Here is a 24,872-nt window from a genome sequence, read left to right on the forward strand (position 1 = left end):
CTTTTGATTTTTTTATTAAATAATTTGTTCACATATTTGTCATGTAAAAATCAACCCAGAGAAATTAGGATTTCTCTTTTTTTTGCTAACTAACTAACAACATAAAAATTACACTTAGAGAATGGATGTAACTGCGCAATCGGTTTGGACTAACTGTCTGTCTTTTATAAAAGACAATATTCAACCTCAAGCCTATAAAACTTGGTTTGAGCCCATAATCGCAGTTAAACTTTCAGATAATGCATTAAGCATTCAAGTACCAAGTAAATTTTTCTATGAGTGGTTAGAAGAACATTATGTAAAAATCCTAAAGGTCGCTTTAACCAAACAATTAGGTGAAACAGCAAAACTGGTTTATGTTATCAAAATGGAAAACACCTATGGTAACAAGCAACCATTTACTGAAAAAATTCCAAGTTCAAATAGAGGCGCAATGAAATCTCAAGATGTAGATGTTCCTCTTAAAAACAAAAATCCTGAATTAAAGAATCCGTTTGTGATTCCAGGAATTAGAAATGTTAAAATTGAATCACAACTCAATCCAAATTATAGTTTCGAAAATTTCTTAGAAGGTGATTCTAATAGGTTGGCTAGAAATGCAGGATTAGCAGTCGCGAATAAACCTGGAGGTACATCATTTAATCCTTTATTGATTTTTGGTGGTGTTGGCTTAGGAAAAACGCATTTAGCTCATGCTATTGGTGTTGATATAAAAGATAAATATCCTGAAAAAACTGTTCTATATATTTCTGCCGAAAAATTCACTCAGCAATATATTGATGCCGTAAAGAAAAATAATAGAAATGATTTCATTCACTTCTATCAAATTATAGATGTTTTAATAATTGATGATGTACAGTTCTTATCTGGAAAATCTGGAACTCAAGATGTATTCTTCCATATTTTTAATCATTTACATCAAAACGGAAAGCAGGTTATCTTAACAAGTGACAAAGCACCTGTTGATATGCAAGACATTGAGCAACGCTTATTATCTCGTTTTAAATGGGGACTTTCTGCAGAACTTCAAAGCCCAGACTTTGAAACTAGAGTTTCAATTTTAAAGAACAAGTTATATCGTGATGGTGTTGAAATGCCAGATGATATTATTGAATATGTTGCAAAACATATCAAAACTAATGTACGTGAACTTGAAGGTGCTATTATTTCTTTAATTGCACAATCATCATTCAATAAAAAAGAAATTACAGTTAATTTAGCTAAAGAAATTGTTGAGAAATTCGTCAAAAACACGAAACGTGAAGTATCAATAGACTACATTCAAAAAGTCGTTTCAGATTATTTCCAAATGGATGTTAGTACACTTCAATCAAAAACAAGAAAACGTCATATTGTTCAAGCTAGACAATTAGCCATGTTCTTTGCTAAAAAATACACTAAAGCTTCCTTAGCAAGTATAGGCTCACAAATAGGTAAGCGAGATCATGCTACGGTTCTTCATGCTTGTAAAACTGTAGATAACTTATCTTCTACAGATAAGCAATTTAGAAAGTACGTTGAAGACCTTTCTAAGAAACTATCCTTATAAGCAATATCATGACTAGTATCTTAATGGTTTGTTTAGGCAATATTTGTCGATCTCCATTAGCACATGGTATTTTAGAATCTAAATTACCCTCAAACCAATTTTATGTAGATTCTGCAGGTACAGCCAACTATCATATTGGTGATGCTCCTGACCATCGCTCTATTAAAGTCGCGAAATCTCATGGTATTGATATTTCAAATCAACGAGGCAGACAATTCAAAGTATCAGATTTTGACACCTTTGATTTCATATTTACTATGGACGACTCAAACTACCAAAATGTGCTAGCATTAGCTAGAAACACAAATGATATAGCTAAAGTAAAATGCATTCTTGACGTTGACTATTCTATTGAAAATAAACAGGTTCCAGATCCTTATTATGGCGATGATTTAGGGTTTGAACACGTTTTTCAACTCTTAGATAAAGCATGTATTCTTCTATCAAAAAAACTGCAAAACATTGATATATAGGAATTTTCTTTAATCAATTATTAGTTTTTTTGTATTTTTAGCAAAAAGAGTCCTAAAAATTACATAGCTATGAAAAAAATTACCCTATACTTTATGTGTATGATATACGCATTTAGTTTTTCTCAAGATATTGAATTAGAAACTTTTGCTACTGGATTTTCAAGTCCAGTAAATGTCAAACACGCTGGAGATGACAGATTATTTGTTGTTGAACGTGCTGGTATCATTAAAATATTGAATGCTAACGGTTCTACAAACTCAACAGCATTTTTAAACATCGATCCACTTGTAATCAATAATGGTGGCGAACAAGGATTATTAGCTATGGCTTTTCATCCAAATTATGCTTCAAATGGCTTCTTTTATGTGAATTATATCAATAATTCTGGAGACACCGTAATTTCAAGGTTTACAAGAAGTACTGCAGATACAGCCGATTCAGGCTCTGAACTTATTTTAATGACAATTTCTCAACCTTTTGGTAATCACAATGGAGGCGATATGCATTTCGGACCAAATGATGGTTATTTATATATTTCAACTGGTGATGGTGGATCAGGAGGTGACCCGGGAAATAGAGCTCAAAATCTAGGCGTGTTATTAGGAAAAATGCTTAGAATTGATGTTGATGGAACCAGTAATGGAAATTATGGTATTCCAGTAGATAATCCTTTTGTAAGTAATACTGCTGCTCTTGATGAAATTTGGGCTTATGGTTTGAGAAATCCGTGGAAATTTTCTTTCGATCGCAATAATGGTGACATGTGGATTGCAGATGTTGGACAAAGCAATAGAGAAGAAATAGACAGGGTATTAGCATCAAGCTCAGGTGGCGAAAACTATGGTTGGAAATGCTATGAAGGTAATTCTGTATTTGATACTGCTGGTTGTCCTCCAATGAACACCCTTACATTCCCAGTTGCAGAATATGCCTATGGCGGAAGTCCATTTAAGTGTTCAATTACTGGAGGTTATAGATATAGAGGAACTCAACAAAGTAGTTTAGACGGACTTTACTTCTTTGCAGATTATTGTAGTGATCAAATTGGTGTCGTGAGAGAAACATCTCCAGATGTCTTTCAATTGACGTTTGAAGATCAATTTAATGGTGGATTTTCTGCTTTTGCTGAAGATATAAATGGTGAATTATATGTTGTTGGCTTAGTTTCTGGGACGATTTCGAGAATTACAGATGCCAACCTAAGTATTGATGACGAAAGTTTCAAATCAGTAAAAATGTATCCAAATCCTTCAGATTCAGTTCTAAATTTTGATGCAACAGGTACGTCTATTCAAATCAACACAATCACATTTTACAATATCTTAGGTAAAACTATTAAAACTGTTACTGGATTTACAGACCAAAGCATATCGATATCTACAAAGAATATGGCTAATGGCATTTACCTTGTTGAAATTTCTGATATAAATGGAAATAAGGATACACGTAAACTTGTAGTGAACTAGAAATGAACACAGATTTCGGAAAACTTTACCTCATTCCAACGCGTCTTGGAGATAATCCTCCATTAGAAGTATTACCTATTTCAGTAAAAAAAATAATTGAATTAGTTGATGACTATATCGTTGAAAATGAAAAAACGGCTAGACGATTTATAAAAAAAATCGATTCAAGAAAACAACAATCTTTCCTAAAATTTGAGATTTTAAATAAGTATACGCAACCTGAAGAAATACGAAGTTTTCTTGATGCATGCAAACACGGGAAATCTATGGGTTTATTATCTGAAGCAGGTTGCCCAGGAATAGCAGATCCTGGAGCAGATGTTGTAAAGTTAGCTCATGAAAACAATATACAAGTTGTTCCACTCGTTGGACCTTCTTCAATTGTATTGGCATTAATGAGTTCTGGTATGAATGGACAAAGCTTTGCCTTTAATGGCTATATTCCTATTGATAAAAGCGAACGAAAAGCAACTCTAAAAAAAATGGAGCGCATGTCATACGAGCAAAATCAAACCCAACTTTTTATTGAAACACCTTACCGCAACAATAAAATTATCGAAGACATTTGTAGCGCTTTACACCCTCAAACGCGAGTTTGTATCGCTTGCGACATCACCTTACCAACAGAATACATAAAAACTTTAACTGTTGGTGAATGGAAACATGTAAAAGTAGATTTACATAAACGACCAGCTATTTTCGTAATTCACAAAGACTAATTTCTTTTAAGTTAAAGAAACATTAAAACAAACCACTACCCTAGATTACTTTGCTATATTTGATTTTTAGCTAACTAATCTATTATGCGAAAACAATTACATTTTATAGTAATTTTACTATTTACTTCATCACTTGCCTTAGCACAACAACCAAATAAACCCTCATCTTCTGAAATTTTTGAATCCATACAAAAATTAAACTTTTTAGGTTCAGTATTGTATGTAGCAGCACATCCTGATGATGAAAACACTCGACTTATTTCTTATATGTCTAATAAGGTTAAAGCAAGAACTGCTTACCTTTCATTAACCAGAGGTGATGGTGGTCAAAACCTTATTGGTCCTGAAATTAGAGAGTTACTAGGTGTCATGCGAACACAAGAATTATTAGCTGCAAGACGTGTTGATGGCGGTGAACAATTATTCACACGTGCAAATGATTTTGGCTATTCAAAACATCCCGACGAAACTTTATCTATTTGGGATAAAGACAAAGTACTAAGTGATGTAGTGCTTGCCATTAGAAAATTTAAACCTGATGTCATTATCAATAGATTTGATCACAGACGAGCAGGCAGAACCCATGGTCATCATACAAGTTCAGCCTTATTAAGCATGGAAGCTTTTGACCTTGTAAATAATCCTTTATCCTATCCAGAACAATTGTCTACAACAGAATTATGGCAACCTAAACGATTGTTTTATAATACCTCTTGGTGGCGATATGGCAGTAGAGAGGAGTTTGATAAAGTCGATAAAAGTAATATGATGATGTTTGATATTGGCATTTACTATCCTTTAAAAGGACTTTCAAATAATGAATTAGCTTCAATTGCCAGCAATCAGCATTTATGTCAAGGATTCGGACGATTAACTTACCGAGGATCACAAGAAGAATACATAGAATTTTTGAAGGGTGAATCTCCAAATGGAAGCACTAATATTTTTGAAGGTGTTGATACCTCCTGGAATCGTATTAAAGGCGGAAACGCAATTGGTAACCTATTAAATGAGGTTGAAACTAATTTCAATTTTAGAAACCCTTCAGAACATCTTCCAAAATTATTACAAGCATATCAACTTTTAACAAAAGTTGAAAATGAACATTGGAAGTCCATAAAAACCAAAGAATTAAAATCAATTATTGAGTCTTGCGCTGGATTGTATTTGGAAGTTTCAGCTGAAACCAATTGGGCGACTCCAAATGAAACTATTAATCTTAATATTGAAGTCCTTAATAGAAGTCAACAATCTATGTTACTTAGAAGCATTAATACGTCAAATGAATTACAAATTTCCAAAGAGATAAATCTAAAAGAAAATACCAAGTTTGATTTTAAAGAACCGATTACCATTCCAAATAACCAAAAACCAACGACACCATATTGGCTAGCTGAAAAAGGAACTTTAGGAATGTATAAAGCAGATCCTAAATTTATTGGACTTCCAGAAACGCCTCGTGTTTTTAATGTTGATTTTAACCTGGTGATTAACCAAGTTCCAATAACCTTTACAAAACCAGTGGTTTATCGATATTCTAAACCTGACAAAGGCGAATTATACAAACCATTTGAAATCATACCTGAAGCTTCAGCAAAAATTTCAGAAGGTGTCATTATTTTAGATTCTGATGTGCAGCGCGAAATTGAAGTCATAGTAAAATCTGGACGAGACAATCTTGATGGCTTCGTACAAATAGCGCATCCAAATGATTGGAGCGTTTATCCTGAAAAGCAAAAAGTTAATATCGCAAATCGAGGCCAAGAACAAAGACTAACCTTTACAGTTATTCCTCCTAAAGAACAAAGTGAAGGCCTTTTAACACCAATGGTCCATATTGGAGAACAAATATATACTCGAGAATTGATTGAAATTGATTATGACCATATTCCTTTTCAAACCGTATTATTACCAAGTGAAAGTAAAATTGTACGATTAGATATTCAAAAACGTGGAGAAAATATTGGTTACATAGAAGGTGCTGGTGATGTTGTTCCTGAAAGTTTGAGACAAATTGGATATAATGTAACGACTATTAAACCAGAAGATATTTCAGCAGAAAACCTAAATCGCTTTGATGCAGTAGTCATCGGAATTAGAGCTTATAACACAGTTGAAGAGTTGAAATTCAAACAGCAAATACTTTTTGATTATGTCGCTCAAGGCGGAAACATGATTGTTCAATACAATACAAGTCATAGGGTAAAAGTTGATGCAATTGCCCCTTATGATTTAAAATTATCTCGTGATAGAGTAACCGATGAAAATGCTGAAGTTACTTTGCTTGCAGAAAATCATGAAATTTTAAATTATCCAAATAAAATTACCTCGAAAGACTTTGAAGGATGGACGCAAGAACGTGGTTTATACTTCCCGAATGAATGGTCAAATGAATTCACTCCTATCCTTTCAATGAATGATAAAGATGAATCACCAAAATCTGGAAGCTTGTTAGTCGCAAAACATGGGAAAGGACATTATATCTATACAGGTTTAAGTTTCTTTAGAGAATTTCCTGCTGGAGTTTCTGGAGCTTACAGACTTTTTGCAAATATGCTGTCTTTAGGAAAAAATGACATCAATTAAATACATTACTAACTATGGAAAAGCATAAATGGAATCGTATGTACACTCTTGTATTGGTTGCTAACATCATCTACGTCATTGCATTTTATTTTATAACTAAAGCCTTTTAAGATGCAAACATTAGATTGGATTGTACTTATTAGTACATTATTACTTATTGTTGTTTACGGAACGTATCAATCTCGAGGTAGTAAAAATGTAAAAGATTATTTAAAAGGTGGTAATACTTCAAAATGGTGGACCATAGGTCTATCTGTTATGGCTACCCAAGCGAGCGCTATCACATTTCTTTCAACACCAGGACAAGCATTTAATGATGGGATGGGGTTTGTGCAATTCTATTTCGGTTTACCAATTGCTATGGTAGTAATTTGTATGGTATTTATTCCATTATACCATCGTCTAAAAGTCTATACAGCTTATGAATTTTTAGAAAATAGATTCGATCTAAAAACCAGAACGTTAACAGCTATTTTATTTTTAATTCAACGTGGTTTAGCTGCAGGAATTACCATTTTTGCTCCAGCTATTATTCTCTCAGCCGTTTTAGGCTGGAATCTACTTCTACTTAATATTATTATTGGTGTTTTAGTCATCATTTATACAGTTTCTGGAGGAACAAAAGCCGTAAATGTGACGCAAAAACATCAAATGATTGTGATTTTCACAGGAATGATTATTGCATTTGTTTTAATCATAAGCAAACTCCCAGCAGATATTACGTTTACAAAAGCATTAAATATAGCTGGTGCAAGTGGCAAAATGGAAGTTCTAGATTTTTCTTTTAATCTTAATAATCGATATACCGTTTGGAGTGGCCTCATTGGTGGAACATTCTTAATGTTATCTTACTTTGGTACAGACCAAAGTCAAGTTCAGCGTTATCTATCTGGAAAATCTTTAAAGGAAATGCAATTGGGATTAATTTTCAACGGACTTTTAAAAATTCCTATGCAGTTCTTTATCTTATTAGTAGGTGTTATGGTATTTGTTTTTTATCAATTTAACCAAGCTCCAGTAAACTTTAATCCTACTGCAACAGATATTGTTTTAAACTCTCAATTTGCTGATGAATACAAAACAATTCAAGATAAGCAAGCACTCATTTTTGAAGATAAACAAGCGCTTATTAACTCGTTTGTAAATTCAAACGATCAAAATGTTTCTGCAGAAATTGCAGCTTTAAATAGTTTAAATGATGATCTTAGAGCAGATGCAAGAGCTTTGATAGAAAAAGCTGGAGATGCTCAAAATATTAAAGTTGAAAGCAACGATAAAGATTATGTATTTATCCACTTTATCTTAAACAACTTACCAAGAGGGCTAATTGGCTTACTTCTAGCCGTAATTTTAAGTGCAGCAATGTCTAGTACTTCAAGTGAATTAAATGCATTGGCCAGTACTACCACAATGGATTTGTACAAAAGAAATACATCTGAAAAGTCTGACACTGAAATGGTAAAAGCATCTAGATGGTTCACATTAGGATGGGGAATTGTTGCTATTGGAGTTGCATGTGTTGCAAATCTCGCAGAGAATTTAATACAACTAGTCAATATTATAGGGTCTATATTCTACGGTAATGTACTAGGTATATTCTTACTTGGTTTCTTCTTTAAGTTTGTAAAAGGTAATGCCGTATTTACAGCAGCTTTAATCACTCAAGTTCTTGTCATTGGTTTATTCTTACTAAATGAATATGAATACATTAACCTACCTTTCTTATGGTTGAACTTTGTTGGTTGTGTGATTGTTATTAGTATAGCGTGCTTAATTCAAAGTATAAGCAGAAACAACACCTATTCAAGAGCTTAAGTAATAAACCTACCTAACCCATAATAAAAAACCTTCTGAAAATTCAGAAGGTTTTTTTATTTGTCTAGCAATCTAAGAGCGAAGCACTCTAAATATCTAATATATTACATTGCTCCCCATTCCTTTAATACATCTTCGTTTTTCTTGATATAAGCATCATATTTAGCTTCTTTTGCTAATGCTAAAGATGATTTAGCTGCCGCAATTGCTTTATCTTTGTTACCTGCTTTAGCATGAATTAATGCTTGTTGGTGAATAAACCAAAATTTAGGCTTATCCTTTGTCATATCAATTGCTTTGTCAATCCAAGTAACAGCTTTACCAATATCATTTCCAGATTCTAGGTGATAAACAGCTGCTGCATAATAATCATCTGCAGAAGGTCCATTCATGGTTGCAGAAATGCTAGCCATAACTTTATCACCAGTAGGAACAGTAAAAGGAATTCCAACATAAGATTTTTCCCAAATCATATCAATTGTTCCACCGTCATTGGTGATGTTATTGATATCAATTGTAAAAGTCTCAATACTAAAAGGAACTTCCATTACCTCTAATTTAGCAGTAGCAACTACTTTAGTATCATCCCATTCTCTAGGTGTTCCCCAATTTTCAGTATCACTATAGAACATAACATCCCATTGCGTTGCTGAATTTAATTTAGTAAACATTGCATATGAGCCTGCTTTAACATCCTGTCCTGCTATTGTAACATCATCACCAAAAGTGATAATTGTATTTTTATTAGCACCAGTTCTCCAAACTGTTCCCCATGGTTCTAAACCTCCAAATATAGTTCTTCCTTTTACGCCTGGACGAGAATATTCAATGGTAATATCTGTCAACCCTACTTTTTGTTCCACTTTTGAAAATGGACTAGGTTGTGGTGTCTCAATTTGAGCATTTACATTGAAAGCCATTGCAAATACTGCAAATACTAGTAATAATTTTTTCATTGTATTAGATTTAATGATTAGTTTTAAATTCTTGTAAATTTACGAACAAGACGATTCTTTATTTGTTAAGAAAACTATAAATTAAAATCTGCAAAAACACAATGAAAAAGTATATAGCTGAAGTAATAGGTACATTCACCATGATTTTTTGTGGTTGTGGAGCAATGACTGTGAATGAAATTACTAACGGTAGTATATCACATGTTGGAGTTGCTGTTACTTGGGGATTAGTCGTCATGTGTATGATTTATGCTTTTGGAGAAATTTCCGGAGCCCATTTTAATCCTGCGGTTACTTTCGGTTTTGCATATGCCAAAAAATTCCCTTGGAATGAAGTTCCAAAATACATGCTATCACAAGCCATAGGTGCTTTTTTAGCCTGTTTTGTTTTATGGTTTTTATTTCCTGAAAGCCAAACTTTAGGTAGTACCTTCCCAGCAGATGGTTTTGAACCATATAAAGCTTTTGTATTTGAATTATTACTCACATTTTTCTTAATGGTCGTTATTATTAATGTATCTACTGGCAGCAAAGAACTTGGTACCATGGCAGCCATTGCAGTTGGTGGTGTAATTTTACTTGAAGCCATGTTTGCTGGTCCAATGACAAAAGCATCTATGAATCCTATTAGATCACTTGCACCAGCTTTAGTATCTGGAAATCTTCAGCATCTTTGGTTGTATCTAACTGCTCCTTTTATAGGTGCATTCTTAGCAGTAATAAGCTGTACCTTTATTAAAGATGAAAACTGCTGTTAATTTTCTACAATAAAGCCAATTGATAATATCTTGTTAAATTTTGTTTAACTTATTTAAAAAATAGTTAAACATTATGTATCTTTACCTCATATTAATTAATCATGGCAAAAAAGAAAAATATAACTGTCAACGACATCCTAATTTGGTATACAGATTATGTCCTACAACATAATCATAAACCTAAAACTGTTTTTGCGTTTGCAAAAGCTAATAATTTTGAAGAACGGAAGTTTTATGATTTTTTTGGTTCTTTTGAAACCTTAGAAAATCATATTTTTAAAGCCTTTTTTGATAATACTCTCAATGCCTTAGAGCAAAATGAAGATTATATTTCATTTGATGCTCGAAACAAATTATTGAGTTTTTACTTTACATTTTTTGAAAATTTAACAGCTAACAGAAGTTATGTTATATATGTATTAGAGCAACACAAAAACAGTTTAAAAGGCTTAAAAACACTTTCAGAATTAAAACATTCATTCACGAATTATATCGATCATTTAGACATTGAATTAATAGACATAAAGCAAGAGCAAATCGATAGAATTCAACGTCGTGGACTTAAAGAATCTGCATGGTTACAGTTATTATTAACTATGAAATTCTGGATAGACGATTCGTCTCCTAGCTTTGAAAAAACAGATATATTTATTGAAAAATCAGTAAATACTAGTTTTGATGTTTTAGACGTCGCTCCTATTCGAAGCCTTATTGACTTTGGGAAATTTATTTTCAAAGAAAAAATACACATGAATTAAATTTTCCTAAATGAAAACCATTGACAACATTCCAACTTCTAAAATACAACGTGCCACGAAACTAGTTTCAACTGGTGCTAAAGTTGGTGTTAATTATCTTAAATATTATGGTGACAAAATAACCAAAACAGAACTAGAAGCTAAAGAACGACTAAATGAGAATAATGCTTCTGATATCTATGATGGTTTAAAACAATTGAAAGGCAGCGCTTTGAAAGTTGCTCAAATGCTTAGCATGGAAAAAAGCATCATGCCACAGGCTTATGTTGAAAAATTCTCGTTGGCACAATTTTCAGTGCCACCACTTTCACCTCCATTGGTGATGAAAACATTTAAAAAATACTTTGGAAAACTTCCAAATGAATTATATGATACTTTTAACGCAACGTCTGTAAATGCTGCCAGTATTGGACAAGTCCATATGGCAACAAAGGATGGGAAAAAACTTGCTGTGAAAATCCAATATCCAGGCGTTGCAGAAAGTATCGCATCAGATCTAGCAATGGTCAAACCAATTGCCATGAGTATGTTTAACATAAAAGGAAAAGGATCTGATAAGTACTTTAAAGAAGTAGAAAACAAACTGGTTGAAGAAACTGATTACATTCTTGAAGTGAAACAAAGTAAAGAAATTGTTGAAGCTTGCTCTCATATTCAAAACTTAAAATTCCCAAGGTATTATGAAGAGCTTTCTAATGAAAGAATAATCACAATGGATTATATGGTTGGTGAGCACCTTTCAGAATTTGTAGCTCATAATACCCATCAGGAAAAAGCAAACAAATTGGGCCAAGCACTTTGGGATTTTTATATGTTTCAAATTCATAATCTAAAAAAAGTGCATGCAGATCCACATCCTGGAAATTTTCTAATTTCTGAAAAAGCAGAGCTCATTGCCTTAGATTTTGGATGCATGAAAACTATTCCTGAAGAATTTTATACACCTTATTTTGAACTTGCTGAAAAAGAAAATATCACGAATAAAGTAAAGTTTGAAACGAAACTTTATGAACTTGAAATTTTACGTGTAGACGATTCCAAACAAGAAATAGCTTTTTTCACGGAGATGTTTCATGACATGTTAAGCCTGTTCACACAGCCATTACATGCTGAGATTTTTGATTTTTCAGATGCCTCTTTCTTTGGAAAAATTGCTGCTCTTGGTGAAAAGTATTCTAAAAACACAGAATTGCGTAAAATGAATGGAAACAGAGGCTCGAAGCACTTCATTTATATGAACAGAACGTTCTTTGGTTTATACAACTTAATGTTTGATTTGAAAGCAAAAGACATCAATATCAATAATTTTCGAACCTTATAATGATTCACTTAAGTAATGAAGATATTGACAACTTTCACCATGTATACCGAATAAACCTAATTAATAGTTGTTCTGGTTACAAATCTGCTAATTTATTAGGCACTAAATCTAAAGTTGGAGTCGAAAATGTTGCCGTTTTTAGCTCTGTTACTCATATTGGTTCCAATCCTCCAATGTTAGGTTTTTTCTTAAGACCAACCACTGTATTTAGAAATACTTATGAGAATATAAAAGCTTCAGGGTTTTACACCATCAATCATATACATCAACCTATTCTAGAAGATGCGCATCATACTTCAGCTAAGTACGATTCCGAAATCTCAGAATTTGATAAAACAAATTTAATTTCAGAATACAAAAATGACTTTGAAGCGCCTTTTGTAAAAGACGTACCTTTACAATTAGCCATGGAATATGTTGAAGAATATGAAATCAAAGCAAACAATACGCTTTTAGTAATAGGAAAAATAGTTGGCTTACATGTCAATGAAGACATACTTGAAGACGATGGGTTTATAAATTTATCTAAAGCCAACGTCGCTGCAATTAACGGTTTAGATGGCTATGCGGTTCCTCAAGAAAATAACCGTTTTGGCTATCAAAGACCTAAATAATTTAACATATGAAAATTCTCGTAACAGGTGCAACTGGTTACATTGGAAAACGCTTAATTCCGTTATTAGTCAATGATGAGCATCACGTTGTATGTGCGATTCGAGATAAACTTCGTGCTGATAAGAACTACGCTGAAGAGGATTTAATTGATGTCGTTGAAGCCGATTTCCTAAAGCCTGAAACGCTTCACAACATTCCTAAAGACATTGATATTGCTTATTACTTAATTCATTCTATGTCAAATTCTTCAAAAGATTTTGAATCCCTTGAAGAACGATGTGCAATCAATTTCAAAACTTACATTGAAACCACGAATGCCAAACAAGTCATTTACCTCAGTGGAATTACAAATGAAGACAATCTATCCAAGCATCTTCAATCTCGAAAAAATGTTGAAGAATGTTTAGAATCTGATCAATATGGTCTAACAATTTTTAAAGCTGGAATTATTGTAGGCTCTGGAAGTTCTTCCTTCGAAATCATAAGAGATTTAGTTGAAAAACTTCCTTTTATGATAGCTCCAAAGTGGCTCAATACCAAAACACAACCTTTATCTGTAAGGGATGTTTTAGCCTTTTTATATCGAAGTGCAGGACGAGAAGATTTATACAACAAATCCTTTGATGTATTCGGTCCTGAAGTTTTAACATACAAGCAAATGCTGTTGCAATTTGCAGAAGTTAGAGGATTGAAACGATACATTTTGACTGTTCCAGTTATGACTCCAAAACTATCGTCGTATTGGTTATATTTTGTAACATCAACATCCTATAAATTGGCGTCATCTTTAGTAGATAGTATGGGTGTTCAAATCATAGGAAAATCAAGTGATATTAACGAAATTCTAAATGTCAAACCTCTTACTTACAAACAAGCTGTTCAATTGGCCTTTGAAAAAATAGAACAAAATAGTATTGTTTCCAGTTGGAAAGACTCCATGATTAGTAGTGGTAGACTTCGAAACAATCTTCATAAATATATTAATGTTCCTAAATATGGATGCTTTACAGATTACAAAGAACGAAAGGTTATAAATGCCGAAAAAACAATCAATAAAATTTGGAGTATAGGTGGAACCAACGGTTGGTATTACGGAACATTTCTTTGGAAAATTAGAGGCTATATTGATAAACTTTTTGGAGGTATCGGATTACGTCGAGGAAGAACTAGTCCAACCGACTTAGATGTTGGTGATGCTTTAGATTTTTGGCGCGTAATTTTCGCAGATAAAGAACAAAAAAAACTACTCCTCTATGCCGAAATGCGACTTCCTGGTGAAGCTTGGTTAGAATTTAAAATTGAAGATGGCTTGCTTAAACAAACGGCAACCTTTAGACCTCGTGGACTTTGGGGAAGATTATATTGGTATAGTGTTTTGCCTTTTCACGGATTTATATTCAAAGGCATGATTAACAAACTTGTTGATGTCTAATCATAAAAAGATAAACTTACCAGCTAAAACCTGTCAAACTTGTGGTTTACCATTTGATTGGCGAAAAAAATGGGAAAAGAACTGGGACCATGTAAAATATTGTAGTGAAAAATGCAGAAAAAACAAAACGACATAGCATTAGTATGGTTTAGGAATGATTTGAGAGTTCAGGATAATACCATTTTGAACAATGCTATTCGCAATCATAAATCTGTTATTGCTTGTTATTGTTTTGATCCAAAGCATTTCGAATTATCGCGTTTCGGTTTTAGAAAGACTGAAAAATTTAGGACAAAATTCCTAATTGAAACCATAGAAGATTTAAAAACTAATCTTAAAGCTTTAAATATTGAATTATTTGTCTCTATTGAATCTCCAACATCTTATATAAAACAATTAGTCGATTCCTTCAATATTACATCCATCTACCTTCAAAAAGAATGGACTAGTGAAGAAATAGAAACTTTAAAAACGGTTAGAGCGTCATTACCGATTGAAATTGTCATCACGGACTATTTTGATCAATTTCTTTATCATCCAGATGATCTAAATATCTCATTTTCAGAAATTCCCCATGTGTTTACCAATTTCAGAAAAAAGGCTGAAAAATATAGTCAGATAAAATCTGTAATCGAAAATCATTCCCCAGAAAAAATTGATAATATTATCAATCCTACCCAAATACCTACCCTTGAGGAGTTAGGATTTGAAAATTTTGCGAGTCATCCCAATTCAGCATTTCCTTTTAAAGGTGGCGAATCTCATGCAATAAATAGACTTTTCCATTACTTTTTCCACACCAAGAAATTAGGATTTTACAAGAAAACACGAAATGGATTAGTTGGAACAGATTTTAGCTCAAAGTTCTCGCCATGGCTGGCCAATGGAAGTATTTCTGCAAGAACAATCTATTGGAAAGTTAAGCAATTTGAAAAAGAACACTTTAAAAATGATTCCACCTATTGGCTCATATTTGAATTGATTTGGAGAGATTATTTCAAGTATATCTCGGTAAAACATCAAAATAACATTTTTAAAGTTGGTGGTATTTTAAAGAAAGTCTACGATTGGAAATCTGATGAACATCAAGTCCTAAAATGGATTGATGGAAAAACTAGATCACCATTTGTAAATGCCAATATGATTGAGCTAAAAAAAACAGGATGGATGAGTAATAGAGGTCGCCAAAATGTAGCTTCTTTTTTTGCAAAAGACATGTTATTAGATTGGAGAATTGGAGCAGCCTATTTTGAAGCCATGCTTATCGACTATGATGTGCATAGTAATTATGGAAACTGGATGTATGTTGCAGGAGTTGGTAATGATCCAAGAGATAGAACGTTTAATGTAGACTTACAAGCTGAACGTTATGACGCCAATGGCAAGTTTCAAAAGTTATGGTTACAAGAAACCTTATTTTAAATGAAAACACTCAGACTCATATTAGGTGATCAACTCAATGGTAAACATTCATGGTTTAAAGAAACTCATGAAGACGTAATCTATTGCTTATTTGAAATGCGACAAGAAACAGACTATGTCAAACACCACATCCAAAAAGTGATTGGCTTTTTTGCTGCTATGCGTCAGTTTGCTGAGGACTTAAATTCTAAAGGTCATCGTGTTATCTATTTCAAAATAAATGATGACCATAATAAGCAAAATTTAACCGATAACCTTTCAGAACTAATAAATTCGAATAGCATCGAACACTTTGAATATATCTTTCCGGATGAATATCGATTAGACACGCAATTAAGCGATTTCTCAAACCATTTAAATATTACCACTAAAGCAGTAACAGCCGAACACTTTTATACAAATCGTAATGATTTAGCAACTTTTTTTAAAGGGAAAAAACAATATCTCATGGAAAACTTTTATAGAGATATGCGTAAAAAACACGATATTTTAATGATTGCCGACCAGCCTGAAGGTGGCAAATGGAATTACGATAAAAGCAACAGAAACAAATGGAAAGGTGATGTTGAAATCCCAAACTACAAATTATTCAAAAATGATATTTCTGAAGTTCTACAAGATATTGAGAATGCTCAGATTAAAACGATTGGTCGATTTGGAACCAAAACGTTTTCCTATCCATTAACAAAAGGCCAATCCCTAGAACAACTCAAATATTTTTGTGAAGCCCTTTTAATTCATTTTGGTGACTATCAAGATGCCATGCATACTGAGCAAGATTATCTATTTCATTCAAGATTATCATTTGCAATGAACTTGAAATTGATTTCACCTAAAGATGTCGTTAAAACAGTCATAAACTATTACCGAAAGCATGATGATGACATTGAGATTTCTCAAGTAGAAGGGTTTATAAGGCAGATTATAGGTTGGCGTGAATACATGAGAGGTATGTATTGGGCATTTATGCCAGACTATAAAACTAAAAACGAATTGGATAATCACAATAAGCTTCCAGATTTCTTTTGGACAGGTGATACCAAAATGAATTGCCTAAAACACGCCATAAATAACTCGCTAGATAATGGATATGCACATCATATCCAACGCTTAATGATTACAGGAAATTATGCCTTGTTAACTCAAACTCATCCAGATGAAGTTGATGATTGGTATTTAGGTGTTTACGTGGATGCCATCGAATGGGTACAACTCACAAATACAAGAGGCATGAGTCAGTTTGCCGATGGTGGGGAAATTGCTACCAAACCTTATGTATCCTCCGGCTCATATATCAATAAAATGAGCAATTACTGTGGTGATTGCCATTATAATAAAAATAAAAAGATTGGCGATAATGCTTGTCCGTTTAACAGCCTGTATTGGAATTTCTTGGACGAAAAAAGAGAACAACTAGGTAACAATTTTAGAATGGGAATGATGTATAGCCTTCTGGATAAAATGGACAAACAAGATCTTCAAAACATAAAAGAAAAAGCTCAACATATAATAGCACATCAAGATGACTACTAATGCTCCAAAAATAAATGTCGTTTGGCTAAAACGTGACCTTAGATTAGAAGATAATGAGGCTATATTTAATGCTTTGGCGACTGGAGAACGAACACTCCTTCTCTATGCTTTCGAAACAATGCTCATGGAAGATAACCATTACAGTGAACGTCATTGGAATTTCGTTAAAGAGTCTATTAGAGATTTAAATCAACGTTTAGAACCTTACAATTCTAAGATATTAACAGTTGAAGCAGATATTATTGCTTCTATAAATCAGCTAATGGAATTGTACACCGTTAGAGATATTTATTCGCATCAAGAAACAGGAATACTAATTACTTACAATAGAGACAAATCATTTAAACGCTTTTGTAAAAACAATTTAATTACTTGGCATGAGACCATTCACAATGGTGTACAACGCGGTTTGAAAGATCGTGAGAAATGGACAGAACATTGTAATACTTATTTTGACACAGAACCACTTTCATTCTCTCCTTCGGAGAATCAACTTTTAAGCATTGCTAATATTAAAGCTATAGAAGAATTGCTTGCCATTCCATCCTTAGAAACTCCGGAAGACTCTTTATTTCAAAAAGGTGGACGAACAATGGGTATGAAATATTTAGATTCATTTCTAGACAAACGTTATGTAAATTACATGTATCATATTTCAAAACCAGAGTTAGCCAGAACAGGTTGTAGTAGAATTTCACCATACATTGCTTGGGGAAACCTTTCTATTCGGGAAGTATATAGAAAAGCTTTTTTTCTGAAGAAGACTATTGATAATAAAAAGCCATTAGAAGCATTTATGTCACGCTTAAGATGGCAAGCGCATTTCATTCAGAAGTTTGAAATGGAACATACCATGGAGAAAGAAAGTATCAATAAAGGGTTTCAGAAATTAAAAAAAGAAATATCAAAACATTATCAAAATGCCTGGAAATCAGGAGTTACAGGTTACCCTTTGATTGATGCTTGTATGCGATGTTTAAACGAAACAGGATATTTAAATTTCAGAATGCGTGCTCTTGTAGTTTCTTTTTTCACCCACAACTTATGGCAACCATGGCAAGCTGCCTCTCAACATTTATCACAAATGTTTTTAGATTTTGAACCTGGTATCCATTTTCCACAGTTACAAATGCAAGCAGGTGAAACCGGTACGAATATGTTGAGAATTTATAATCCTATAAAAAATAGCTTAGAACACGATCCTGATGCCTCCTTTATAAAAAAGTGGGTTCCAGAACTAAGAGATCTTGATACGCCTTTTGCGCATGAACCCTATTTGATGACAGAGATGGAGCAACAATTCTATAATTTTCATTTAGGGAAAGATTATCCTTATCCAATAGTAGATATGAACAAAACGCGTAAAAAAGCGACTGACATATTATGGAATCTACGGAAAAACAAAAATGTTAAAGAAGAAAGCCGAAGGATCCTTAGGAAACATACCTTAAGATGCCCGAAGCATACAGATTAAATTGCTGAAAACAAACAACTTACGACTATTACTAGCAAAATCTCTAGCATTATGTTAATATTTTGTTTAAGCATGATGTAAAAAGATTAAACATTTTGTAAATTTGAAGAAATAAGATTTATAAAAAGTTGATTTTAGATTCTACACATCCAAATAAAGAGCACAAACAAATTATCAATGATTTGATAGGAAAGTCATTCTCTTTCATTGAGGCTATCAAAATGGGAGGAGTTGGATCAAAACGAATGATTATTGAAGAAGCTAGTCCGAATATGAAACAATACCTCAATCAAGTTTCGGACATAAATTATGCAAATATTGAAATGCGTACAGATGGTATTGTAGTTTACATTAATAAAGGTCTTAAAAATTTTACTTGGATCATTCCTTATTACCAATTAGTAATTTACAAAACCAATGGCACAAGCATACATGCTCAAGGCAAGTATATTCATTTTAAAAATAACATGACTTTTAAAGAAAATAAATCTTTCTTTAACAAGCTATTGAATGCAAAAGTTAATTATGACGAACGATTTAATTTTCAATTTTAGTATGGAATTAGATACAATTGCGACAGATAGAATCATAGAAATGGCTTGGGAGGACCGAACCACATTTGAAGCAATAAAAATTCAGTTTGGTTTAAAAGAACAAGAGGTTATTGAACTTATGCGAAAAGAGATGAAACCAAAAAGTTTCAAAATGTGGAGGAAGCGCGTTCAAGGTCGAAAAACAAAACATGAAAAATTAAGGACATTTTCAGAGGGTAGATTTAAATGTTCAAGACAAAAACAAATAACCCAAAACTCGATTTCAAAACGATAACGTGCTTTGACTAAGGAGATGAGTTCTTTAGGACAGCACACTAAAAAGATAATAAATGAGTACAAACACATTAAATCTCAAAAGAAACGGTCATAAATTAAATGGATTTTCAACATCAGAAATTGGTGATGACCACCTTTACACAGGCCTAGAAACGCCAATGAAGACTGATGCCTTTAAATTGAGTGATATCGAAAAGAAGGAACGCATTGCCATTTTATTTGAAGAAATCATGGACGTTATGGGATTGGACCTCACTGACGATTCTCTTCAAGGTACTCCTAAGCGTGTTGCAAAAATGTATATTGATGAAATATTTTCTGGTTTAAATCCAGCAAATAAGCCAAAGGTTGCATTGTTTGATAATAAATACCAATACAATCAAATGTTGGTTGAAAAAAATATCACTTTTTATTCGAACTGTGAACATCATTTTGTTCCTATTATAGGAAAAGCCCATGTGGCATATATTTCATCAGGTAAAGTTATTGGGTTATCAAAACTGAATAGAATCGTTCAATACTTTGCCAAACGTCCGCAAGTTCAAGAACGTTTAACAAATCAAATTGCTGAAGAATTAAAAGCAATATTAGAAACCGATGATGTAGCAGTCATTATTGATGCTAAGCACTTATGCGTGTCGTCTAGAGGAATTAAAGATGATACATCAGCAACTGTCACCTCATTTTATGGTGGACAGTTTAATAGACCTGAAAAAATTTCAGAATTACACAACTATATAAATAATTAAAATCATGGAAGTAATAAACAGAGCCTTAGAATTTGAGCAGAGAAAAATGAGATCATTGTCTACAAGCGATCGTGTAAAAATTTCTCGTGAAGCAAAAGCGTTAATATTAGATTTAAATCAAATCTACAAAGAGCGTAAAGACCAAAAAATCATGGATATCATGAAACGTTTAACAGCTATTAAAAGAAAAGTTGAAAAACGATTAAAGGGTGCTCCATTAACTGCATAAACTTAACCATACTCTTAACGAGCGTAATAGAAACATTTTTATTTAATTCTGCTGCGCTCGTTTCATATAAAAATTGAAATGAAAACATACATAATCATTGGTGGAAGTCGAGGTATTGGAAATGCTATAGTCCAAACTTTGCTTGAAAATAATAAGGTTGTTAACATTAGCAGAACGAAACCTGAACTATCGCACGAAAATTTATCACATTTCGATTGTGATATACGTACTGATGATTTACCCGAAATAGAAACTGCAGATGGTTTAGTGTATTGTCCAGGTAGTATTAATTTAAAACCAATAGGCCGTTTGAGTTTAGACGAGTTCAGGGAAGATTATGAAATTAATGTGATTGGTGCTGTGAAAGCTATTCAAAAGTATTTGAATGTACTAAAAAATGGCAGTCAGCCTGCAATTGTTTTATTTAGTACAGTAGCAGCCAAACTAGGGATGCCTTTTCACGCAAGCGTTGCTGCTGCCAAATCAGGTGTTGAAGGTTTAGTGAAGTCTTTAGGTGCCGAATTTGCTACCACTTTGAGAATTAATGCCATTGCTCCTACGGTAACAAATACAGATTTAGCATCAAAACTATTACGAAATGATAAAATGATTGATAATATTACTGAGCGTCATCCAATGAAAAAATTCTTGCAACCTCAAGATGTTGCTGGTATGGCTGAATTTTTATTATCTGAGAAATCCAGTTCTATATCAGGACAAATTTTTGAAATGGATTGCGGAATAGTAACTTTCAAAATATAATATGAAACCATTTAAAATATTTATGGCTACCTTATTTTCAAAATCATCTGATCAAATGGAAAAAACTTCAATTTACGACATCAAAATTAATAGACTTAATGGGACACCGTTGCAGCTTTCAGATTTCAAAGGAAAGCATATTCTAATTGTAAATGTTGCTTCCAAATGCGGTTTTACCTCTCAATACAAAGACTTGCAGAAACTGTATGACAGATATAACGATAAACTTGTTATTATAGGTGTGCCTTGCAATCAATTTGGAAAACAAGAACCTGGAAATGCTGAAGAAATTGAATCATTCTGTGAAATTAATTATGGTGTTACATTTCCAATTACAGAAAAAATAGATGTAAAAGGCACCAACCAACATCCGTTATTTGCCTGGTTAACTCAAAAGCAATTGAACGGAACATCCAATTCTAAAGTCAAATGGAATTTTCAAAAATATTTAGTGGACCCTCAAGGTAACTTAATTGATTATTATTTTTCAATAACTGCACCAACAAGTTCAAAAATCACTAAACACATAAAATAAAAAAGCTATGTTCGGACTATTTAAAAAAACATCTGAAATTGATAAACTTCAAAAAAAATATGAAAAATTAATGAAGGAATGGCATGAATTATCAACTACAAACAGATCTGAAAGTGATAAGAAATTTGCTGAAGCCCAGCAGATAATTGAAAAAATAGAACAAATACAACTCTAATTGTAATGAAACTTTTAAAATCATTAATTGTATTCTTAATTATTAATTTCGGAGCATTAGGTATAGGCACTTGGTTAATGGCTGAAGGTCCGCAAAATGATTGGTATTTACAATTAGAAAAAGCACCTTGGACACCTGATGGTTGGGTATTTGGAGTTGCTTGGACCACGATAATGATTTGCTTTTCTGTCTATATGAAGTTCCTATACGTAAAGGGATTTACCAGGAAAGTACAAATTCTATTTATCATTCAATTCATCCTAAATGTTAGTTGGAATTTGTTGTTTTTCAATCAGAAACTTATTGATTTAGCCTTGTTAAATATCACTTTACTCACCATTATTGTAATAGCATTGCTTATAACCTATTTTAAAAGTCTAAAAGCAAAATCAATATTAATCATGCCTTACGTGATATGGCTATGCATAGCAACTTCTCTTAATTTATACATAGCATTATATAATTAATAAAAGCAAATGAAAATTTACAGATTACATAAAAAGCAAAACTTGCCAATCACAATTGATATAGCCTGGGAATTTTTGTCAAATCCCAAAAATCTTAAAACCATTACGCCAGATTATATGGGTTTTCATATTCTTTCTGGAGCAGATCGACCAATGTTTGCAGGACAAATCATTCAATATATTGTAACTCCAGTATTAGGGATAAAAACCAAATGGGTAACCGAAATTACACATAGTGTAGATAAAAAATATTTTGTTGATGAACAACGTTTTGGACCATATGCCTTATGGCATCACAAACATTTTATCAAAGAAATTGATGGAGGAGTTGAAATGGAAGATATTATAGATTACAAAGTACCATTCGGGATTTTAGGTCAATTGGTACATCCATTTCTAGTAAAACCTAAATTAGAAGAAATTTTCAATTATCGTACTAAGAAATTAGAAGAATTATACGGAAAGTACAGCAAATAAATTTCAGTATTAATATGAAACAACCACTATCAATTTTTTGGTTTAGACGTGATTTACGCCTAGATGACAATGTGGGCTTGTTTAAAGCTCTAACAAGTGATAATCCTGTATTACCAATTTTTATTTTTGATACCGAAATATTAGATGAACTTCCAGAAAATGATTCAAGAGTGACTTTCATTCATGAGACACTGCAAGCTATGCGTACGACACTTCAAAATAATTATAAAAGCAGTCTTGCAATGTTTCATGGTAAACCTATCGACATTTTTAAGCGATTAATTACTGATTTTAATATTGATTCAGTATTTACTAATCATGACTATGAACCTTATGCTAAAGAACGAGATTCTGAGATAAAAGACGTGTTATCTAATCACAATATTGAATTCAAAACGTTTAAAGATCAAGTGATTTTTGAGAAAGATGAAGTGGTGAAAAAAGATGGCAATCCTTATATGGTATATACGCCATATATGAACGTATGGAAATCACAATTTAAATCTCAAAGTTTAGAAGTTTATGATACCAAATCTAAATGCAGTAATCTTATAAAAAATTCAGAATTACCAAACTTGAGTCTTTCAGATATTGGGTTTACAAAATCAAATCAAAACATCGCTGAATATACAGTTACGCCTTCCCTTATTCAAGACTACGAAGAGACAAGGAATTTTCCTGCTAAAGATTCTACGTCACGATTAGGACCACATCTTAGATTTGGAACCGTGAGCATTCGCCAAATGGTACAAAAAGCAATTGCTGAAGACAATGAAATCTTTTGGCAAGAATTGATTTGGAGAGAATTTTTTATGCAAATATTATGGCATTTTCCACATACAGCCAAAGACTCTTTTAAATCTAAATACGATAGAATAGAATGGCGTAACAATGAACAAGAATTCAAAAAATGGTGTGAAGGAAATACAGGTTATCCCTTAGTTGATGCTGGTATGCGTGAACTTAATAAAACTGGTTTTATGCATAATCGTGTTCGTATGTTAGTTGGAAGTTTTTTATGCAAGCACTTACTAATTGATTGGCGTTGGGGCGAAAGCTATTTTGCCGAAAAGCTGCACGATTACGATATGGCAAGCAATATTGGTAACTGGCAATGGGTTGCTGGTTCTGGTGTTGACGCTGCGCCTTATTTTAGAATTTTTAATCCTACAACTCAGATTCAGAAATTTGACAAAAACCATGACTATATTAAAAAATGGGTTCCTGAGTATCAAGAACTTACCTATCCTCAACCCATAGTTGATCATAAAATAGCGAGAGAACGTTGCTTAAAAACGTATAAAGAAGCGCTCAACACATAAGATTAACATTCTTTTAAAAATTAATACTTCATTTTTATTTAAATTTAAGATCAATCTAAAAATCAATTAAAATGAATACAAAAGATGTTGCTCAAAAATGGGCCCAAATGTGTAGAGAAGGAAAAAACCTAGACTGTGTAAATGAACTTTATGCAGAAAACGTTGTGAGTAGAGAAATGCCTGGAATGCCTGGAGAATTAGTCACAGGCAAGCAAAATGTTTGGAATAAAAACAAAGAATGGTTAGATAATGTAGCTGAATGGCATGGTGGAGAAATTGGAGAACCAACAGTAGCTGACAATCACTTTACTAGTAAAATGACTTTTGATGTCACCTTTAAAGATCGAGGCAGACAACAAATGGAAGAAGTTGCTGTATTTGGTGTTAAGGACGGAAAAATTTCTAGTGAGCAATTTTTCTATAACATGGAATAATCTAAACTAAAAAA

General features: G+C 32.7%; 27 protein-coding genes. 26 read left to right on the forward strand and 1 reads right to left on the reverse strand.

Annotation, left to right across the window (positions count from 1 at the left end):
• The first annotated feature begins 121 nt into the window (after positions 1-121).
• From dnaA to VOI25_RS04770, 6 genes are all read left to right on the forward strand, one after another.
• Positions 122-1,549 (forward strand): chromosomal replication initiator protein DnaA, encoded by a 1,428-nt coding sequence (gene dnaA / locus VOI25_RS04745; RefSeq protein WP_323787851.1) that lies wholly within the window; start codon positions 122-124, stop codon positions 1,547-1,549.
• 8 nt (positions 1,550-1,557) lie between these two features.
• On the forward strand, positions 1,558-2,022 hold the full coding sequence (locus VOI25_RS04750) for a low molecular weight protein-tyrosine-phosphatase (RefSeq protein ID WP_323787852.1): 465 nt from the start codon (positions 1,558-1,560) through the stop codon (positions 2,020-2,022).
• Between the two features lie 69 nt (positions 2,023-2,091).
• On the forward strand, positions 2,092-3,489 hold the full coding sequence (locus VOI25_RS04755; protein WP_323787853.1) for a PQQ-dependent sugar dehydrogenase: 1,398 nt from the start codon (positions 2,092-2,094) through the stop codon (positions 3,487-3,489).
• A gap of 2 nt (positions 3,490-3,491) precedes the next feature.
• Positions 3,492-4,208, forward strand: a complete 717-nt coding sequence (locus VOI25_RS04760; protein WP_323787854.1) for an SAM-dependent methyltransferase — start codon at positions 3,492-3,494, stop codon at positions 4,206-4,208.
• Between the two features lie 84 nt (positions 4,209-4,292).
• On the forward strand, positions 4,293-6,794 hold the full coding sequence (locus tag VOI25_RS04765; RefSeq protein ID WP_323787855.1) for a PIG-L family deacetylase: 2,502 nt from the start codon (positions 4,293-4,295) through the stop codon (positions 6,792-6,794).
• A gap of 111 nt (positions 6,795-6,905) precedes the next feature.
• Complete coding sequence (locus VOI25_RS04770; protein ID WP_323787856.1) at positions 6,906-8,609, forward strand: sodium:solute symporter; 1,704 nt, start codon at positions 6,906-6,908, stop codon at positions 8,607-8,609.
• A gap of 104 nt (positions 8,610-8,713) precedes the next feature.
• Here VOI25_RS04770 and VOI25_RS04775 read toward each other — a convergent pair whose 3' ends face one another.
• A complete protein-coding gene (locus VOI25_RS04775) occupies positions 8,714-9,565 on the reverse strand; it encodes a DUF2911 domain-containing protein (protein WP_323787857.1) in 852 nt (283 codons plus the stop codon).
• A 101-nt stretch (positions 9,566-9,666) separates the two neighbouring features.
• On the opposite strand from VOI25_RS04775, the gene VOI25_RS04780 reads away from it, so the two are divergent.
• The 20 genes from VOI25_RS04780 (at position 9,667) to VOI25_RS04875 (ending at position 24,858) form a co-directional block, all read left to right on the forward strand.
• Positions 9,667-10,323, forward strand: coding sequence for an MIP/aquaporin family protein (locus VOI25_RS04780; protein WP_323787858.1), 657 nt, complete (start codon positions 9,667-9,669; stop codon positions 10,321-10,323).
• A 101-nt stretch (positions 10,324-10,424) separates the two neighbouring features.
• Complete coding sequence (locus VOI25_RS04785; RefSeq protein ID WP_323787859.1) at positions 10,425-11,081, forward strand: TetR family transcriptional regulator C-terminal domain-containing protein; 657 nt, start codon at positions 10,425-10,427, stop codon at positions 11,079-11,081.
• Positions 11,082-11,091: 10 nt separating this feature from the next.
• Positions 11,092-12,402 carry an ABC1 kinase family protein gene (locus VOI25_RS04790; protein ID WP_323787860.1) on the forward strand — a complete coding sequence of 437 codons (1,311 nt, stop codon included), beginning with the start codon at positions 11,092-11,094 and terminating at the stop codon, positions 12,400-12,402.
• A complete protein-coding gene (locus tag VOI25_RS04795; protein ID WP_323787861.1) occupies positions 12,402-13,016 on the forward strand; it encodes a flavin reductase family protein in 615 nt (204 codons plus the stop codon). Before VOI25_RS04790 ends, VOI25_RS04795 begins: the two co-directional genes overlap by 1 nt.
• Positions 13,017-13,024: 8 nt before the next feature.
• A complete protein-coding gene (locus tag VOI25_RS04800; RefSeq protein ID WP_323787862.1) occupies positions 13,025-14,449 on the forward strand; it encodes an SDR family oxidoreductase in 1,425 nt (474 codons plus the stop codon).
• Positions 14,442-14,585 carry a DUF2256 domain-containing protein gene (locus VOI25_RS04805; protein ID WP_323787864.1) on the forward strand — a complete coding sequence of 48 codons (144 nt, stop codon included), beginning with the start codon at positions 14,442-14,444 and terminating at the stop codon, positions 14,583-14,585. Before VOI25_RS04800 ends, VOI25_RS04805 begins: the two co-directional genes overlap by 8 nt.
• The gene (locus VOI25_RS04810; RefSeq protein ID WP_323787865.1) at positions 14,561-15,871 is read left to right on the forward strand and encodes a DASH family cryptochrome; all 1,311 of its coding nucleotides are present in this window, start codon (positions 14,561-14,563) and stop codon (positions 15,869-15,871) included. The genes VOI25_RS04805 and VOI25_RS04810 overlap by 25 nt, the downstream gene beginning before the upstream one ends.
• Positions 15,872-17,404, forward strand: coding sequence for a cryptochrome/photolyase family protein (locus VOI25_RS04815; protein WP_323787866.1), 1,533 nt, complete (start codon positions 15,872-15,874; stop codon positions 17,402-17,404).
• Positions 17,394-18,878, forward strand: a complete 1,485-nt coding sequence (locus VOI25_RS04820) for a cryptochrome/deoxyribodipyrimidine photo-lyase family protein (protein ID WP_323787867.1) — start codon at positions 17,394-17,396, stop codon at positions 18,876-18,878. Before VOI25_RS04815 ends, VOI25_RS04820 begins: the two co-directional genes overlap by 11 nt.
• Before the next feature lie 128 nt (positions 18,879-19,006).
• Positions 19,007-19,432: a hypothetical protein gene (locus VOI25_RS04825; RefSeq protein WP_323787868.1), complete on the forward strand. Its 426-nt coding sequence runs from the start codon at positions 19,007-19,009 to the stop codon at positions 19,430-19,432.
• Positions 19,404-19,706, forward strand: a complete 303-nt coding sequence (locus tag VOI25_RS04830; protein WP_323787869.1) for a TIGR03643 family protein — start codon at positions 19,404-19,406, stop codon at positions 19,704-19,706. Before VOI25_RS04825 ends, VOI25_RS04830 begins: the two co-directional genes overlap by 29 nt.
• Before the next feature lie 55 nt (positions 19,707-19,761).
• Positions 19,762-20,457 (forward strand): GTP cyclohydrolase I FolE, encoded by a 696-nt coding sequence (gene folE, locus VOI25_RS04835; RefSeq protein WP_323787870.1) that lies wholly within the window; start codon positions 19,762-19,764, stop codon positions 20,455-20,457.
• Between the two features lie 4 nt (positions 20,458-20,461).
• On the forward strand, positions 20,462-20,686 hold the full coding sequence (locus VOI25_RS04840; RefSeq protein WP_323787871.1) for a hypothetical protein: 225 nt from the start codon (positions 20,462-20,464) through the stop codon (positions 20,684-20,686).
• 78 nt (positions 20,687-20,764) lie between these two features.
• A complete protein-coding gene (locus tag VOI25_RS04845; protein ID WP_323787872.1) occupies positions 20,765-21,448 on the forward strand; it encodes an SDR family oxidoreductase in 684 nt (227 codons plus the stop codon).
• A 1-nt stretch (position 21,449) separates the two neighbouring features.
• Entirely contained in the window at positions 21,450-21,983 is a 534-nt protein-coding gene (locus tag VOI25_RS04850) for a glutathione peroxidase (RefSeq protein WP_323787874.1), read from the forward strand.
• Between the two features lie 7 nt (positions 21,984-21,990).
• Positions 21,991-22,158 carry a Lacal_2735 family protein gene (locus VOI25_RS04855; protein WP_323787875.1) on the forward strand — a complete coding sequence of 56 codons (168 nt, stop codon included), beginning with the start codon at positions 21,991-21,993 and terminating at the stop codon, positions 22,156-22,158.
• Between the two features lie 5 nt (positions 22,159-22,163).
• Positions 22,164-22,625, forward strand: a complete 462-nt coding sequence (locus VOI25_RS04860) for a TspO/MBR family protein (protein ID WP_323787876.1) — start codon at positions 22,164-22,166, stop codon at positions 22,623-22,625.
• Between the two features lie 9 nt (positions 22,626-22,634).
• A complete protein-coding gene (locus VOI25_RS04865) occupies positions 22,635-23,102 on the forward strand; it encodes an SRPBCC family protein (protein WP_323787877.1) in 468 nt (155 codons plus the stop codon).
• 14 nt (positions 23,103-23,116) lie between these two features.
• Positions 23,117-24,424 carry a deoxyribodipyrimidine photo-lyase gene (locus VOI25_RS04870; RefSeq protein ID WP_323787878.1) on the forward strand — a complete coding sequence of 436 codons (1,308 nt, stop codon included), beginning with the start codon at positions 23,117-23,119 and terminating at the stop codon, positions 24,422-24,424.
• Positions 24,425-24,495: 71 nt separating this feature from the next.
• Positions 24,496-24,858 (forward strand): nuclear transport factor 2 family protein, encoded by a 363-nt coding sequence (locus VOI25_RS04875; protein WP_323787879.1) that lies wholly within the window; start codon positions 24,496-24,498, stop codon positions 24,856-24,858.
• Positions 24,859-24,872: the final 14 nt, after the last annotated feature.

This window comes from Psychroserpens sp. (assembly GCF_034670085.1).
In the GTDB taxonomy this organism is placed as follows: domain Bacteria; phylum Bacteroidota; class Bacteroidia; order Flavobacteriales; family Flavobacteriaceae; genus Psychroserpens.

Excerpts from the sequence above, each read along its gene's own strand:
- dnaA (WP_323787851.1), top strand. The coding sequence starts at position 122 with ATGGATGTAACTGCGCAATCGGTTTGGACTAACTGTCTGTCTTTTATA.
- VOI25_RS04750 (WP_323787852.1), top strand. The coding sequence starts at position 1,558 with ATGACTAGTATCTTAATGGTTTGTTTAGGCAATATTTGTCGATCTCCA.
- VOI25_RS04755 (WP_323787853.1), top strand. The coding sequence starts at position 2,092 with ATGAAAAAAATTACCCTATACTTTATGTGTATGATATACGCATTTAGT.
- VOI25_RS04760 (WP_323787854.1), top strand. The coding sequence starts at position 3,492 with ATGAACACAGATTTCGGAAAACTTTACCTCATTCCAACGCGTCTTGGA.
- VOI25_RS04765 (WP_323787855.1), top strand. The coding sequence starts at position 4,293 with ATGCGAAAACAATTACATTTTATAGTAATTTTACTATTTACTTCATCA.
- VOI25_RS04770 (WP_323787856.1), top strand. The coding sequence starts at position 6,906 with ATGCAAACATTAGATTGGATTGTACTTATTAGTACATTATTACTTATT.
- VOI25_RS04775 (WP_323787857.1), bottom strand. The coding sequence starts at position 9,565 with ATGAAAAAATTATTACTAGTATTTGCAGTATTTGCAATGGCTTTCAAT.
- VOI25_RS04780 (WP_323787858.1), top strand. The coding sequence starts at position 9,667 with ATGAAAAAGTATATAGCTGAAGTAATAGGTACATTCACCATGATTTTT.
- VOI25_RS04785 (WP_323787859.1), top strand. The coding sequence starts at position 10,425 with ATGGCAAAAAAGAAAAATATAACTGTCAACGACATCCTAATTTGGTAT.
- VOI25_RS04790 (WP_323787860.1), top strand. The coding sequence starts at position 11,092 with ATGAAAACCATTGACAACATTCCAACTTCTAAAATACAACGTGCCACG.
- VOI25_RS04795 (WP_323787861.1), top strand. The coding sequence starts at position 12,402 with ATGATTCACTTAAGTAATGAAGATATTGACAACTTTCACCATGTATAC.
- VOI25_RS04800 (WP_323787862.1), top strand. The coding sequence starts at position 13,025 with ATGAAAATTCTCGTAACAGGTGCAACTGGTTACATTGGAAAACGCTTA.
- VOI25_RS04805 (WP_323787864.1), top strand. The coding sequence starts at position 14,442 with ATGTCTAATCATAAAAAGATAAACTTACCAGCTAAAACCTGTCAAACT.
- VOI25_RS04810 (WP_323787865.1), top strand. The coding sequence starts at position 14,561 with ATGCAGAAAAAACAAAACGACATAGCATTAGTATGGTTTAGGAATGAT.
- VOI25_RS04815 (WP_323787866.1), top strand. The coding sequence starts at position 15,872 with ATGAAAACACTCAGACTCATATTAGGTGATCAACTCAATGGTAAACAT.
- VOI25_RS04820 (WP_323787867.1), top strand. The coding sequence starts at position 17,394 with ATGACTACTAATGCTCCAAAAATAAATGTCGTTTGGCTAAAACGTGAC.
- VOI25_RS04830 (WP_323787869.1), top strand. The coding sequence starts at position 19,404 with ATGACGAACGATTTAATTTTCAATTTTAGTATGGAATTAGATACAATT.
- folE (WP_323787870.1), top strand. The coding sequence starts at position 19,762 with ATGAGTACAAACACATTAAATCTCAAAAGAAACGGTCATAAATTAAAT.
- VOI25_RS04840 (WP_323787871.1), top strand. The coding sequence starts at position 20,462 with ATGGAAGTAATAAACAGAGCCTTAGAATTTGAGCAGAGAAAAATGAGA.
- VOI25_RS04845 (WP_323787872.1), top strand. The coding sequence starts at position 20,765 with ATGAAAACATACATAATCATTGGTGGAAGTCGAGGTATTGGAAATGCT.
- VOI25_RS04850 (WP_323787874.1), top strand. The coding sequence starts at position 21,450 with ATGAAACCATTTAAAATATTTATGGCTACCTTATTTTCAAAATCATCT.
- VOI25_RS04855 (WP_323787875.1), top strand. The coding sequence starts at position 21,991 with ATGTTCGGACTATTTAAAAAAACATCTGAAATTGATAAACTTCAAAAA.
- VOI25_RS04860 (WP_323787876.1), top strand. The coding sequence starts at position 22,164 with ATGAAACTTTTAAAATCATTAATTGTATTCTTAATTATTAATTTCGGA.
- VOI25_RS04865 (WP_323787877.1), top strand. The coding sequence starts at position 22,635 with ATGAAAATTTACAGATTACATAAAAAGCAAAACTTGCCAATCACAATT.
- VOI25_RS04870 (WP_323787878.1), top strand. The coding sequence starts at position 23,117 with ATGAAACAACCACTATCAATTTTTTGGTTTAGACGTGATTTACGCCTA.
- VOI25_RS04875 (WP_323787879.1), top strand. The coding sequence starts at position 24,496 with ATGAATACAAAAGATGTTGCTCAAAAATGGGCCCAAATGTGTAGAGAA.